14 protein-coding genes are annotated in these 12,612 nt (G+C 68.4%); 6 read left to right on the forward strand and 8 right to left on the reverse strand.

The features are described 5' to 3' along the window. The first annotated feature begins 9 nt into the window (after positions 1 to 9). From ACFTR6_RS17655 to ACFTR6_RS17670, 4 genes are read left to right on the forward strand one after another with little or no spacing between them, the layout of a single operon-like run. Complete coding sequence (locus tag ACFTR6_RS17655) at positions 10 to 951, forward strand: ABC transporter permease (RefSeq protein ID WP_076800948.1); 942 nt, start codon at positions 10 to 12, stop codon at positions 949 to 951. Next, on the forward strand, positions 944 to 1,789 hold the full coding sequence (locus ACFTR6_RS17660) for an ABC transporter permease (protein WP_377958817.1): 846 nt from the start codon (positions 944 to 946) through the stop codon (positions 1,787 to 1,789). The genes ACFTR6_RS17655 and ACFTR6_RS17660 overlap by 8 nt, the downstream gene beginning before the upstream one ends. After that, entirely contained in the window at positions 1,782 to 3,536 is a 1,755-nt protein-coding gene (locus tag ACFTR6_RS17665) for an ATP-binding cassette domain-containing protein (protein ID WP_377958818.1), read from the forward strand. The genes ACFTR6_RS17660 and ACFTR6_RS17665 overlap by 8 nt, the downstream gene beginning before the upstream one ends. A 15-nt stretch (positions 3,537 to 3,551) precedes the next feature. Beyond that, on the forward strand, positions 3,552 to 4,934 hold the full coding sequence (locus ACFTR6_RS17670; RefSeq protein WP_377958819.1) for an MFS transporter: 1,383 nt from the start codon (positions 3,552 to 3,554) through the stop codon (positions 4,932 to 4,934). Between the two features lie 74 nt (positions 4,935 to 5,008). Here ACFTR6_RS17670 and ACFTR6_RS17675 read toward each other — a convergent pair whose 3' ends face one another. The 6 genes from ACFTR6_RS17675 to ACFTR6_RS17700 all read right to left on the reverse strand — a co-directional run bounded on the left by ACFTR6_RS17675 (position 5,009) and on the right by ACFTR6_RS17700 (position 10,731). After that, positions 5,009 to 5,689 carry a hypothetical protein gene (locus ACFTR6_RS17675; protein ID WP_377958820.1) on the reverse strand — a complete coding sequence of 227 codons (681 nt, stop codon included), beginning with the start codon at positions 5,687 to 5,689 and terminating at the stop codon, positions 5,009 to 5,011. Positions 5,690 to 6,026: 337 nt separating this feature from the next. Then, positions 6,027 to 6,575: a hypothetical protein gene (locus ACFTR6_RS17680; protein WP_377958821.1), complete on the reverse strand. Its 549-nt coding sequence runs from the start codon at positions 6,573 to 6,575 to the stop codon at positions 6,027 to 6,029. Between the two features lie 58 nt (positions 6,576 to 6,633). Next, positions 6,634 to 6,957, reverse strand: coding sequence for a hypothetical protein (locus ACFTR6_RS17685; protein WP_140416343.1), 324 nt, complete (start codon positions 6,955 to 6,957; stop codon positions 6,634 to 6,636). Positions 6,958 to 7,377: 420 nt separating this feature from the next. After that, a complete protein-coding gene (locus ACFTR6_RS17690; RefSeq protein WP_377958822.1) occupies positions 7,378 to 8,667 on the reverse strand; it encodes an aminotransferase class I/II-fold pyridoxal phosphate-dependent enzyme in 1,290 nt (429 codons plus the stop codon). Continuing rightward, the gene (locus ACFTR6_RS17695; protein ID WP_377958823.1) at positions 8,664 to 9,521 is read right to left on the reverse strand and encodes a class I SAM-dependent methyltransferase; all 858 of its coding nucleotides are present in this window, start codon (positions 9,519 to 9,521) and stop codon (positions 8,664 to 8,666) included. Before ACFTR6_RS17695 ends, ACFTR6_RS17690 begins: the two co-directional genes overlap by 4 nt. A gap of 253 nt (positions 9,522 to 9,774) precedes the next feature. Then, the gene (locus ACFTR6_RS17700; RefSeq protein WP_377958824.1) at positions 9,775 to 10,731 is read right to left on the reverse strand and encodes a phosphatase PAP2 family protein; all 957 of its coding nucleotides are present in this window, start codon (positions 10,729 to 10,731) and stop codon (positions 9,775 to 9,777) included. Positions 10,732 to 10,890: 159 nt separating this feature from the next. Between ACFTR6_RS17700 and ACFTR6_RS17705 the strand changes: the two genes are divergently transcribed. After that, positions 10,891 to 11,049 carry a hypothetical protein gene (locus ACFTR6_RS17705; protein ID WP_377958825.1) on the forward strand — a complete coding sequence of 53 codons (159 nt, stop codon included), beginning with the start codon at positions 10,891 to 10,893 and terminating at the stop codon, positions 11,047 to 11,049. An 83-nt stretch (positions 11,050 to 11,132) separates the two neighbouring features. Beyond that, positions 11,133 to 11,525, forward strand: coding sequence for a hypothetical protein (locus ACFTR6_RS17710; protein ID WP_076800958.1), 393 nt, complete (start codon positions 11,133 to 11,135; stop codon positions 11,523 to 11,525). Positions 11,526 to 11,639: 114 nt separating this feature from the next. Here ACFTR6_RS17710 and ACFTR6_RS17715 read toward each other — a convergent pair whose 3' ends face one another. Both ACFTR6_RS17715 and ACFTR6_RS17720 read right to left on the reverse strand, forming a co-directional pair. Next, positions 11,640 to 11,957, reverse strand: a complete 318-nt coding sequence (locus tag ACFTR6_RS17715; protein ID WP_076800960.1) for a hypothetical protein — start codon at positions 11,955 to 11,957, stop codon at positions 11,640 to 11,642. A gap of 55 nt (positions 11,958 to 12,012) precedes the next feature. Then, complete coding sequence (locus ACFTR6_RS17720) at positions 12,013 to 12,510, reverse strand: hypothetical protein (protein ID WP_377958826.1); 498 nt, start codon at positions 12,508 to 12,510, stop codon at positions 12,013 to 12,015. Positions 12,511 to 12,612: the final 102 nt, after the last annotated feature.

Raw genomic sequence — 12,612 nt, forward strand, 5'->3', positions numbered from 1 at the left:
GGGTCCGGCATGATGCTGTTCCTCGCCAGAAGAGCGGCGGCCCTGGTGGCCGCCGTTCTTCTGGCGTCTTTCGTGGTGTTCCTCATCCCGTACGTCACCCCGGGCGACCCGGTGCGCAAGATCATCCGTTCCCGGGTGGCCGGCGACGCCATCGATGACTCCGCCGTCGAGTCGGTAGCTCTCCAGCTGGGACTGCAGGATCCGCTGTGGACGCAGTACCTGCGCTGGCTGGGCCGGTTCCTCAGCGGCGACATGGGCCTGTCCTACACCAGCCGGACACCCGTTGCGGAGCAGGTGCTGCCCGCGCTGTGGGTCACGCTCAGCCTGGTGGTCATGGCACTGGCCGCGGCCGCCCTTATTGCTGCCGTCCTCGGCGTCACCGCCGCCCTGAACGAGGGGCGCGCAGCGGACAAGGCCATCACCGCGGTTTCCCAGGCATTCATCGCGATGCCAGAGTACTGGCTCGCGCCGATGCTGGTGCTGGTCTTCGCGCTGAAGCTGTCCGTGCTTCCTTCCGCCGGTTGGGAAGGCCCGACGTCGGCAGTTCTACCCGTGGCGGTCCTCGCCTTGCGTCCGGCGAGCCATTTCATCACCGCCGTCCGCGACGGCATGCTCGACGCCCTGGGCGCGGACCACGTTACCGCCGCGCGGGGGAGGGGCCTGAGCCACGTGCAGACCCTCCGGAAGCACGTGATCCCGAACGGGCTGCTGCCGCTCACCACCCTGGCCGCCGTGTGGTTCGCCGGCCTGCTGGGCGGCTCGGTCATTATCGAGGTTATTTTCGCCATCCCCGGGATGGGACGGCTCCTGTTCGACGGCGTCCTGAACAACGACATTCCGCTCGCCCAGGGAGGCGTGGTGGTGGTCGTCGGACTGGCCGTCCTGCTCACCACGGCCGCGGACCTGGTCCACGGCCTCCTCAACCCCCAGGTCAGGATGCGGCATGCGTAACCTTCCCCTGCATATCCGGATCGCCGTCATCATCCTGGCCGTCGTCGTGCTGTCCGTGGCCCTGGCCGACTGGATCGCACCCTATCCGCCCGCCGGGCAGGACCTTGCCTCCCGGCTGGCCGCCCCCAGCGGAACCCACTGGCTGGGCACCGACCACCTGGGCCGCGACACCCTGAGCCGGCTCCTCGACGGCGGACGGTTCTCGCTGACCATCGCCGCCCTCGCCACCGTGCTCACCGCCGTCATCGGCACGGCCATCGGCGTGCTCAGCGCCCGGCGGCGGGGCTGGCTGGATGAGTTCTTCACCCGCACCAACGACATCCTGCTGGCCATGCCGGAGATGGTGGTGGCGCTGTTCCTGGTCGCCGCGCTCGGCGCAGGCTACCCCTCGCTGCTGCTGGCCCTGACGGTGACCGGCTGGACGCCCTTCGCACGGCTCGCCCGGGCGCTGGCATACGACGTCTCCGCCCGCGGCTTCATCGAGGCGGCCCGCGTGCTGGGCTGCACGCCCTGGTTCACGGTGCGCCGCCACATCCTGCCGCACCTCGCCGGTCCGCTCATGGGCCAGGCCACGCTCCGGTTCGGCCAGTTCCTGATTAGCGTCGGCGCCCTGTCCTACCTGGGCCTGGGGGTGCAGCCTCCGCAGTCGGACTGGGGCTCCATGCTCGCCGCCGCCCAGCCGTACGCCGTGCGCTCACCGATGACCATCCTGGCGCCCGGCCTGGTGATCTTCACCGTCGCACTGTGCGTCACGCTCATCGGCCAGCACCTGGCACGCATGTCCAGCAGCCGGCTGCTGCTCGCGTCCGCCCCCGCACCGGAGGTCACCCATGCCTGACGGCCTGCTCATCGAGGACCTGCACCTCAGTGTCCGGACGCCCTCGGCGCCGTCGGCACGGCCGGTGCTTTCCGGCGTCGGCCTCTCCGTGGCACCCGGCGAGTTTGTTGCCCTGGTGGGGGCTTCCGGAAGCGGCAAGACCATGACCGCGCTGTCCGTCCTGGGACTGCTGCCGCCGCAGATCCACGTGGAGTCCGGGGCCGTCAGCCTGGGCGGGACTGACCTGCTCGGGGTGAGCGGCAGCGAGCTCAACCGGCTGCGCGGCGGCCGGATTGGGATGCTGTACCAGCAGCCCAAACGGATGTTCAACCCGCGCATGACCATTGGCAGCCACCTGGCCGAACCGCTGAAGCTGCACCGCCAGCTGCGCGGACGCCAGGCCAGGGCGCAGGCCCTGGAGCTGCTCGGCGGCGTCGGATTCGACGATCCGGCACGCGTTGCCAGGTCGTACCCGCACCAGCTCTCGGGCGGCATGGCGCAGCGGGCCATGCTGGCTGTGGCGATGGCCGGGCAGCCGGAGCTGCTGCTCGCCGACGAGCCGACATCCGCGCTGGACAAGGTGCTGGAGCGGCAGATCCTGGAACTGATCGACACCCAGCGGCGCCGGCACGGGCTCGGGGTTCTCTACATCACCCACGACCTCGCCACCGTTTCAGCGTTCGCTGACCGGGTGGTGGTGATGGACGCCGGCCGGGTCCAGGAAGGGGGGCCGGCCCGGACCGTCCTCGGCGCGCCCCGGACCGCGTGCGCCCGGGAGCTGCTCGAAGCGTGCGCCCTTACCCGCCGCCGCATTGAGGCGGCCGGGGAGGCTCGTGGTGCCGCACCTGCCCGCGACGTCCTGGCGCTGGACAGCGTCACCAAGCGGTTCGGCGGTAACGGGCGTGGCGCCCGGCCCGCCCTGGCGGACGTCTCCCTTGGCCTCCGGGAAGGCGAGATCCTCGGCGTCCTGGGCCAGTCGGGCTCGGGGAAGAGCACCCTGGCCCGACTCCTGGTGGAGGTCGAGGCCCCGGACCGCGGCACCATTAGCCGGACGCTGCCCTCGGGGGACGGAAAGCACGACGGCGGTGCCGCCGGGTCCGGCGCCCGCCGCACCGAGGTGCAGCTCGTCTTCCAGGAACCGCACGACGCCTTCGATCCGCGGATGAAACTGTTCGCCAGCCTGGAGGCCCCGCTGCTGCGGCAGCGGACCCTCAACCCGGACGAGCGCCGGGAGCTCATCCACCAGGCCGTCCAGGACGTGGAGCTAGAACCCGGACTGCTGGAGCGGTACCCGAGCCAGTGTTCGGGAGGGCAGCTGCAGCGGCTCACCATTGCCCGCGCGCTGCTGCTGGACCCGGACGTGCTGATCTGCGACGAGGCGACGTCGGCGCTGGACGCCGTGACGCAGCGCAAGGTCCTCGACCTGCTGCTGCGCCTGCACCGGGAGCGCCGGCTGTCGCTGATCATGATCTCCCACGACATGAATGTCATCCGGTACATGAGCCACCGGGTGGCCGTGCTGTACCGGGGAGCCCTGGTGGAACTGGCGCCCACCGCCGACTTCTTCGCCAGCCCCCGGCACGCACACAGCAAGGAGCTGGTGGCTGCCGCCCTCGTCCAGCCGGCGGCCTGCACGGCTCCGGTGGCCTGCGGCGACCTGGCGGCCTGTGTTCACCGGTCGGCAGTCATTGCCCTGCGCGCCCCCGTCACCGGTGCGGCGGATGTGCCCGTCCGCACCCTGGAACTCATCGGCACTCCGGACGAATAAGGATCCACCTGACCCATGCCGTACCTGCCCGAAACACGCATCCTGCTTGGCACCCAGCTGGTGTTCAACGTGGGCTTCTACGCGGTCATTCCCTTCCTGGCCGGCGCCATGGGCGGGGATTTCGGGCTGGACGCCGCCGCCGTCGGACTTGTCCTGGGTGCCCGCACCTTCAGCCAGCAGGGCATGTTCCTGTTCGGCGGCCTGCTGGCCGACCGGTGGGGCGCCCGGCGGGCGATCCTGACCGGCTGCCTGGTCCGCATCGCCGGGTACGCTACCCTGGCGGCAGCTTCGGATTTCACGCTGTTCCTCCTCGGCGCCGTGCTGACCGGCGCGGGAGGTGCGCTGTTCTCTCCGGCGCTGGAGTCCCGGCTGTCCCATGCCGACCGTGCTGAACACACCGACGAACGGGGTCCGGGCAAGGGCCGGCGCTCGGTGTTCGTCTGGCTGGCGATCACGGGGGAGATGGGCGCCCTTGCCGGACCGCTGCTGGGGGCTGCCCTGCTCGGATGGGGGTTTGACGCGGCGCTGGCGGCGGGAATCGCAGTCTTCGTTGCGGTGACCGTGCTGCTGTGGTTCCGGCTCCCCGTGGCTCCGGCAGCTGTTTCGGCGGGCGCGCCGAAGACATCGGGTGCAGGGAAACAGGAAGCCGCACCGGCCCAGTCCCGCGGCGCGCTCGGATGCCTGAAGAACCGGCGCTTCGTGGCGTTCTGCCTCCTGGCCAGCACCAACATGGTGGCCTACAACCAGATGTATTTCGCGTTCCCGCTTGAGCTGGAGCGGCGGGGCCTGGACGCCTCGTGGCTGGCCATGCTCTTCCTGCTCGCCTCCGTGCTGACGTTGCTCCTGCAGCTGCCGGTGGCCGCGGCCGGCCAGCGGCTGGGGCCGGGGCGGACCATGTCGGCCGGCTTCCTGCTCGTGGGGGCTGCCCTGGCGGCGGCCGCCGTGACGTCCGTGGATGCCGGATCCGTCCCGGCGGAAGCTTCCGGTTCTGCGCCGGGCGTTTCCTCCCCGGCCGTTTCCGTGGCACTGATGGCGGGCATCGTCGGCGCGCTGATCCTGGGCCACATGCTCCTCACGCCCACCATCCTGTCGCTGATCCCGCGGTTCATCCCGGCAAAGGGGTCGGCGTCGGGCCGTGGCGCCTACTACGGACTGTCCGCAACGTGCGGCGGCGTGGCCGTGCTGGCGGGAAATGCGGTGCTGGGGTGGCTGCTGGATCTGACCGGGCGTTATCACTGGTGGCCGGGTACACCCTGGCTGCCGATGATCGGGCTCGCGGTGCTGGCCGCGCTCACGCTGCCGCGCCTGCTGCAGGGACTGCACCGCGGCACTACCCACGGTTCGGCGGCCGCAGCTCCCGAGGCTACAGCTCCCGAGGCGCGGGCCCGGCCCAACTGACTCGCAGTTGTTGCCGTTTTGAGGGCTGAAAACGACAACAACTGCGAGTCAGTTGGGCAAGGGCGAGCGTCCTGTCAGTAGCCGTACCAGCGGCGCAGGGTGCTGTTGACGAGGCCGATCAGCACGGCTGTCCACCAGCACGCCTGTGAGATGCTGAGCGCGATCAGCAGCCGGTTTCGCAGCCGGCGCGCCAGTTCAGTGAAGCGCGTTTCCGGCGGGAGAGCGAACATCCTGTGCATGGCCGGGGCGATGCACAGCCCGTTCAGCATCAGGACAAGCACGCAGACGAGCTTGATGACGGTCACCGGGTTGGTGAGGTCGGGCTTGATGAGGGCTCCGGAGACCAGCAGCAGTGCCAGGCCGCCCCAGATCAGCGGCTTCGCCGCGGCTTCAAGCTTGGGCGATTCGTGCATCTGCACCTTGCCCATGAGCCACAGCAGGCCGAGCCAGTCGACAACGAGGATGGTGCCGAAGGACAGCACCAGGGCGAGAATGTGGACGGCGAGCCCGATACGGTGCAGCTCCGGGCCGCAGTCCACGAAGTGCCCCACCAGCAGGGAGGCAACCCAGCCGGCGGTGCAGAGAATGCCCAGCAGGAACAGCCGGATGGTCTGCTTGAGGGTGAAGGTACGGATGCGGTTGTCCCGCCTGCGCCGGAATGGGCCGGAAGGGCGCCTGGAGCCAGGCTGGGGCACGGGGGTGGTTGCGGTTGAGGTTTCAGGGCGGGTCAAGGTGGTGCGGGTGTCGGCGATCATAAATGCCGGCCTTTCATCACTGTTGTGCTCCCCTGAGAATGGTGCCGGGAGCGGGCTGGCCGGGACGTTCCGGACAGCAGGGAATTGCTGGGCTCGATTTGGGGATTTAAGGGTGCCGGGAGTGGCTGACGCGCTGCGGCGCAGGCGAGTTTCGGTATACCTAAATGAATACGATACAGGTTGATTTCCGAATTAAGCAAAGAAAATTTCCCATTCTTCGGCGCGTCGGCTGGAAATTTAACCCTACGTTCAGGTAATACGCACAATGCGATTAGGGCCGCAGATAACTGCAGAGGGCGCTGCCGCAGAGCGTTTATGCTCCGAGGTAATTTTCGTTTCAGTCGTCGGAACCGTGGCCGCCGCTGTCGTCGTCCGGTTCAGCTGCCTTGCGCTGTCCGCCCTTGTCATCGCCCGGTTCCGGGCCTGTGCGCAGGCCACCTTTGTCGTCCTCCGGCTGGACAACGACGGCGGAACCACCGGCGGCGGGCCGGGAACCGGCGGTGCCGGTCGGCTGGGAGCCGGCGGGACCGGCGTCGTTCTTTTCCCCAACAGTGCCGCCTTTACCGTCACCGGGCACGGGCAACGGTGCCTTTTGCCTGCCGCCGTTATCGTCGTCATTGCGGTCCCAGGTTTCCGGCGGCACAGCCGTCTTCCCCATGGCGGGAGCCGTGCCGCCGCCGGAGGACGCCGCATCCCGCGTCGCCTTCGCGCTGGCGGCGACGGCCGGGGTCGGGGTCCTGCCCGAGCTGTCCGGCAGGAGAATGCTGTTCGCGTTGCCGGTGCCTGCCGGCGTGGTGTTCAGCACCTGCGTGTTGACGGCGAGGGCAGCGGAACCGGTCACGAAGACGCCTGCCACGGCCAGCGCGAGGGCTGCTCGGGTTTTCATGGTCCACTCCAGGGGGTGTCGGAAATGATCGGGTGCAGGGCCCGGGCCGGGGCGGCAGTCACGTGCCGTCCTGGATCTCATGCAAATGCGCCAGCAGGGCCTGTTCCGGGTGGCCGGGGTGCTCGGAGATGTGCCTGAGCAGCGACAGCCGGATCTCGGGATTCAGGTCGTCGTCGCCGAGGATTTCACCGATGAGCCGCATCAGTTGGCGGTGCAGTATTCCGCCCTGTGGCGCGTGTTGGGGTCCGCGCTGTGGGGTGTGCCCGGCAGCGGGGGCGGCGGGGAGTGCAGCGGATCGGCCGGCCGGATGGCTGGCGGGCCGCCGCTCCGGCGTGGGTGGCTGCCAGTGGCTGCCGCCGGGTGAATACGGGTCCGGGCTCATTTTATTTACCTTCCACCTTCGCCGCCCCGCGGGCCCTTCCGGCTGCGCTGAGACCGGCGGCGTTGCCGGCAATCCCCGTTGGCAGGAGGATGTGCCGTCTGACGGTATTGTTCGTCGGCGCCATGGTGGATTGCCGGTGAACCTTGGACTGAGGATCCCCCCGCTGCCGGGTGCGGCCGCAGTGCGCGGCTCCGGGGTGGACACCGGAAGCTGGGGGTCCGGGTTCTCCAAGGTCTAACGGGATTTTCCGAGGAACGGTTGGCACGATCTTTCTATCTGGTCCGCCGCCACAGCCGCGAGTGGCGGTTCAGCCAGTTCGCCGGCCCGGCATCGCACCCCCCTGACATGCCGGGCCGGCAACCCCCAGGCCCTTGGAACACCCGGTTAATTACCAGGCCACCGACATGAAGGGTGGAACAGTCAGGGCAGCTTTCTCGGGCTGGCGGGAACGATGGGGATCAGGCCGGTCGGCAGCTTGATCTCGGCATCCTCGGGCCGGTCCTGTCCCGCACGTTCGATGGCCGCCCGGAAGTGGGGCAGGCTCCGCTCCACCATGTCCTCGCTGGCCGTGAGGGATATCCGGAAGAAACCCGGTGTTTCGAACAGGACACCCGGGAGCACAAAGACGTCCTCCTGGCTGAGGGCTTCTGCGAACGCCTCGTCATCGTCGATGGGGGATTGGACGAATAAGTAAAAGGTGCCTTCGGCTGGCCGGAGCCGGTATCCCATGCCGCCCAGCTCCTGGACCAGCCGGTCCCGCTTTTGCTGCAGCTGGCCGACGTCAATGGTGGCCGTCTCCAGTCGCGGCAGCGCATGCTGCAGCACCGCGTTGGGGTAGATCCAGCCCATTGCAACCTGCATGGACTCGATGGCGGTGCCGAGTTCCTTGCGGTCCGGCATGCTGGGTGGCAGGGCCAGATACCCGATCCGCTGGCCAGGGGCCAGCAGGGTCTTGCCGTAGGAGTAGGCCAGCAGCGTGTAGGGATAGTACTCGGTGGGGCTGTGGAAGCGGGCGCCGTCGAAGACGATCCTGTTGTACGCCTCGTCGGACACCAGGTAGATCCGCCGGCCTATCCGCGCCGACGCCTCGTCGAGGATCGTGGCCAGCTGGCGGAGGAGCTCCGGAGGGTAAATTCGGCCGGTGGGGTTGTGTGGCGAATTGATGATCACCACGCGGGTCCGCTCGGTGATGGCAGCTTCAATGGCCGCCAGGTCGAGGTCGAAGGTTTCGAGGTCGATCCGGACCTTGACCGGGACCAGCCCGGCCTCGACGGCAAGCGGCTCGTTGAGGAACCACGGCGGCAGGCTGTAGATGACCTCGTCGCCCGGGTCGGCGACTGATTTCAGTGCCAGGGCGATGGCGGTGAAGCCTCCGGTGGTGAGGTACAGGTCCTCGGCTTCGAACGGGACCTCCAACAACCGGCTCAGGGAATCTGCCGCCGCCTCCCTGGCGTCCACCTCGTTGGTCTTGTACGCGAACCACTGGTCATCGTGCGGGTGGAGCGCGTCCCGGAGGGCACCAACATAGGACTCCTGCGGCATCTGGTGCGGGTTGCCAAAGGTGAAGTCGCAGACGCCGGGAAGGTGCTTGCGGCGGGAGTACGTGGACCGGCTCATGTATTCCGCGAACCGCCGCGAGGACGGAATCGAGGCCACCTCAAGGGCGCGGCGCGATGCGGGTGAGCCGGCGGCGGCGGGGGAGTCCGTCACAGCCCGGTTTCCTGGGGCTTGGCATTGGTCTTCGCCGTGAGCAGCAGGTACTCCCACTCCATCTGCGCCGGCGTATCACCGTGGGCTTCGATGTACGTGCCGGCGAGCTCCGTGAGGGCCTCGTCCAGGGCCTTGGTCTTCTCGTCGTCACCGGACAGCGACTTGTACAGGGAGATGGTGGGGCCGTAGTGCGACTTGAAATAGCGCACGAAGTCTTCAGGGTGGCGGAAACTCGTAATGGCCACGGTCCGCTTCTGCACCCGGATGTCGTCCAGGCGGTCGCCGAACAGCTTGCGGACATGGTCCTCGCTGCCCCACAGCGGTGCGGGCTGCGCGCCGGGCGGTGGCGGCGGAGCGAAGGGCTTCATGGTGGCGAACATCTGCCCGATGAAACCCTCCGGTGTCCAGTGCAGCAGCCCCACGGTCCCGCCCGGCCTGCAGACGCGCACCATTTCGTCGGCGCTCGCCTGGTGGTGCGGGGCGAACATGGCGCCGAGGCAGGACATGACGACGTCGAACTCGCCGTCCGCGAAGGGGAGGTTCTCGACGTCGGCCTCCACCCATTCGAGCTCAACGCCGCGGTCGGCAGCCTGCCGCCGGCCGGCGTCGAACATCTCCGGGGTGAGATCGCTGGCGACGACCCGGGCACCCATCATGGCCGCGGGGACGGCGGCGTTGCCGGCACCTGCGCCCACGTCCAGGACGCGCTGGCGCGGCTTGATGTTGCAGGCCTCCACCAGGATGGCGCCCAGATCCGCGATGAGCTCGCTGGCGAGGGCAGGATAGTCGCCCTGCGCCCACATGGCCCGGTGTTTTTCCTTCAGGGCTTTGTCCGCCCCGTCCTGGTCGTTCATGTCCGCGCACCTCTGCTTTCGCAGGCTCAGTTGCAGCGCACTGCCGGGTCAGTGGAGGCTGGCCCAGTGAGGCCGTGGCAGTGGAGGCTGTGGTGCGACTTATTGTGGGCTTCACGGCTGGGCTTGTAAAGGTCGTCGGTGCAACCGCGGGGCCCAACTGACTCGCAGTAGTTGTCGTTTTGACGCCTGAAAACGACAACAAATGCGAGCCAGTTGGGTGGGGGACGCAGGGAGGGGAGGCCGGCGCCTTCCGTCAGTCCCGCCGTCGGACGGCATATGCGAACAGGGACGTCGTGGCCACGGTGGCCAGGTACCCTGCGATCACGATCAGCGAGATGCCCGCCCAGAAGTAGTTGGTGGTGCTGGCTTCCTGGCCGATGCCCGGGGCGATCATGACCAGCGAATACACGGACACCGCAGCCGAGGCCAGCCCCAGCGCCGCGGGCAGCCCGATCCACAGCCGCGCCGATCCCCAGTGGCCGTCGAAGCCGTCCCAGACGTTCCACTCGCGGCCGTCGTTGCGGAGGATCAGCCAGCCTGCGGGAATCGTGAAGCAGCCCACCACGAGGAACGCCGCCACCACATCCGCCGGCCGGTGCCACTGGTTCACGAGCGTGGACATCCCCGAGGCGATGGCGAACGTGCCGCCCACAAAGCCGGCCAGCGGGCGCCACCGCGGGGACGCCATCAGGAACACGGCCGCCGCCGCGGACGCGGCCAGGGTGGTGTGGCCGGACGGCAGCGAATTCAGCTCCAGGGTCTCCACGCCCCGGTCCGGCCGCACCGGCAGCAAGGCCTTGAGCACCTGCGTGGCGATGTTCGCCGCGACGCACGCCGTGAGTGCTATCCCCGCGTCCCGCCAGCGGCGGTGGATCACCGTCACCAAAAGGACGACGACGGCGGCCATCACCAGGGAGATGGTGGGCAGCCAGTCCAGGAAGCGGGTGGTCACCTTGCCCGCCGGCCCGTGGATTTCCACCGCCTCGACCAGGGCCGACTCGTCGATGAACTGGCCCGTCGTGGTGCGGACGAAGTAGTAGTAGGTGGCCGCGAGGCCCGTGGCGCAGGCCAGGGTGGCCACAGCAAACAGGAAGCCGGTGCCCGCTGCGAGGCGCATCCGGCCGGCTGACGGCTGGCGGCCCGGCTTCTGACGGCCCTGCTGCTGGCGGCCTTGCTTCTTACGGCGGGGGTCCCTGAGCTGGAAAGTCATCGTTACAAGCGTGTCACAGTTTGCTGGGAGGCGCCTGACCGGCCGGTGGGTGCCGCCCGTTTCCAGGCACCCTCGTCAAGGCGGCGCGGCCCTCGACACTCTCGCACACTCGACGGCGGGCCCCTCGACACGGCTATGCCGCACGATTACGTTGGGGCCATGAGCGAAAACCCAGACAAGCCCCGCGCAGACCGCGATGAGCCGGCCCGCGAAGAATCCGACCTGAGCACCAAGCTGGACCCGGATTTCATCCCGCAGCAGGGCGAAACTCCTGAAGCGGAGCGCGCCCGGGAGCATCCCGAGGAAACCGGGAGCTGACGACCCGCCGGCGCTAACGACCCCGCCGGTGCTATGAACAGCGGTGGCTAAGAACAGGGCCGGCCGGAGGCTAAAGTTGGTGCATGGGCGGTCTCGTGGATGCACTTGGCCCCATCCTGGAACTAATGACGTGGGTGGGCTTCCTCCCCGGCGTGCCGTTGCTCGTGTGGGGGCTGATTATCGAACGGCGCCGCTGCGCCTGGACCAAGACCACGGGTGAGGTTTACACCGCCGGCGGCTTTACCGGTTTCCGCTGGACCGACCAGGAAAACGTGCCGCGCCAGACCCTCGTCGATTCCGACGTGGCACGGGGGCTAGTGGCCGGAACCCAGGTGGAGCTCCATTACGACCTCTGCCACCCTTCACGGTGGGGCCTGAAGCCGCCCAAGCACGACAACCTCATCCTGATCCTCGGCTGGATCCTCACAGGCGTGGGCGTCCTGAGCTTCATCGGGGGATTTGTGGTGCTGCTCTGAGGCTCCTGCCTTTTTTGTAAACCGCCGGACATGCATCGGGTACCCGTGCCGCGGCGGGTACCCGGTCTGTGGGGCAGTCGGAGCTGCCGCATTTGTCTCTCAGCTGTTCGTCCGTTAGGCGTGCGGCTCGGCTGCTGCAGCCCGCTCGCCGCGCGGGGGACGCCCGCCGCGCCGGTTCCTGTCGCGCAGGTGGTCCAGCAGCGCCTGTTCGGGATGCCCGGGGTTCTCCGCCAAGTGGCGCAGGAGCCGGCGCCGCACCTCGGAGCGCGGATCGGCGGTGGAGAGCACGTTGTGGATGATGTCCAGGACCTGTTGATGCAGTTCCGAGTCGTCCACCATCACGGTAGTCGGCTGGCCGTAGGGTGAGTCGACCGTGGAGCCCCACCGGTCCGGCGGAATGGGCTCGTACAGATCGCGGAATTCGGTGTGCATCACTGACTCCTTATTGCGGTGGGAAACTGCTTCTTCGGGTTGCCGCCGCGTGCGTTTATTCATTGCTGCTGCCACTCCTGCCGCTGGTGCCGGAGGGGTCGCTGGTGCCGTCGAGCCGGTCCGGGGACGTTGGGCCCGAGGACGTTGAATCGTCAGTGGGTTCCACTGCCGGCGAAGTGACCTGGCCCGGTTCCACAAGCTCGACGCCGGTGACCTCGCTGGAATCCACGTCAGCATCCGGGTCGTCGGGAGCCAACCCGGTCTCCGCCGGGTCGGTTGGCTTGGTGGAGCGGGGCGAGGAGGTGGCAGGGTCCAGCGGCGCCCATTTCCGCGCCGGTGATGTGGTCCTGGGCGTCGCCGTGGGATCGGTAAGCCTCGACAGTCGCGGGTCCTCAGTGAAGCCCTCGATGTTGAAGACCGGATCGCGGGGGTCCGGTTCACGAACAATTACGCCGGCTTCCTGATCTGTCGGAGCCCCGATGACGGCCTGCGCCCAGACGGTGATGCTGGCGAGTCCCACCAGCGGAACGCTCAGCAACAACCACCTCTTCATCGGCCTGCCACACCTCCTTCGTGCTTCAACTTTGGAGGGTGAAGGTGAGGCACGGATGAGACGTGGATGAGAGTCTTCTCATGCACCGTCGGGCTGGTTGCA

It is taken from the genome of Arthrobacter sp. NPDC057009, from assembly GCF_042673905.1.
Taxonomy (GTDB): domain Bacteria; phylum Actinomycetota; class Actinomycetes; order Actinomycetales; family Micrococcaceae; genus Arthrobacter.

Excerpts from the sequence above, each read along its gene's own strand:
- ACFTR6_RS17655 (WP_076800948.1), top strand. The coding sequence starts at position 10 with ATGATGCTGTTCCTCGCCAGAAGAGCGGCGGCCCTGGTGGCCGCCGTT.
- ACFTR6_RS17660 (WP_377958817.1), top strand. The coding sequence starts at position 944 with ATGCGTAACCTTCCCCTGCATATCCGGATCGCCGTCATCATCCTGGCC.
- ACFTR6_RS17665 (WP_377958818.1), top strand. The coding sequence starts at position 1,782 with ATGCCTGACGGCCTGCTCATCGAGGACCTGCACCTCAGTGTCCGGACG.
- ACFTR6_RS17670 (WP_377958819.1), top strand. The coding sequence starts at position 3,552 with ATGCCGTACCTGCCCGAAACACGCATCCTGCTTGGCACCCAGCTGGTG.
- ACFTR6_RS17675 (WP_377958820.1), bottom strand. The coding sequence starts at position 5,689 with ATGATCGCCGACACCCGCACCACCTTGACCCGCCCTGAAACCTCAACC.
- ACFTR6_RS17680 (WP_377958821.1), bottom strand. The coding sequence starts at position 6,575 with ATGAAAACCCGAGCAGCCCTCGCGCTGGCCGTGGCAGGCGTCTTCGTG.
- ACFTR6_RS17685 (WP_140416343.1), bottom strand. The coding sequence starts at position 6,957 with ATGAGCCCGGACCCGTATTCACCCGGCGGCAGCCACTGGCAGCCACCC.
- ACFTR6_RS17695 (WP_377958823.1), bottom strand. The coding sequence starts at position 9,521 with ATGAACGACCAGGACGGGGCGGACAAAGCCCTGAAGGAAAAACACCGG.
- ACFTR6_RS17700 (WP_377958824.1), bottom strand. The coding sequence starts at position 10,731 with ATGACTTTCCAGCTCAGGGACCCCCGCCGTAAGAAGCAAGGCCGCCAG.
- ACFTR6_RS17705 (WP_377958825.1), top strand. The coding sequence starts at position 10,891 with ATGAGCGAAAACCCAGACAAGCCCCGCGCAGACCGCGATGAGCCGGCC.
- ACFTR6_RS17710 (WP_076800958.1), top strand. The coding sequence starts at position 11,133 with ATGGGCGGTCTCGTGGATGCACTTGGCCCCATCCTGGAACTAATGACG.
- ACFTR6_RS17715 (WP_076800960.1), bottom strand. The coding sequence starts at position 11,957 with ATGCACACCGAATTCCGCGATCTGTACGAGCCCATTCCGCCGGACCGG.
- ACFTR6_RS17720 (WP_377958826.1), bottom strand. The coding sequence starts at position 12,510 with ATGAAGAGGTGGTTGTTGCTGAGCGTTCCGCTGGTGGGACTCGCCAGC.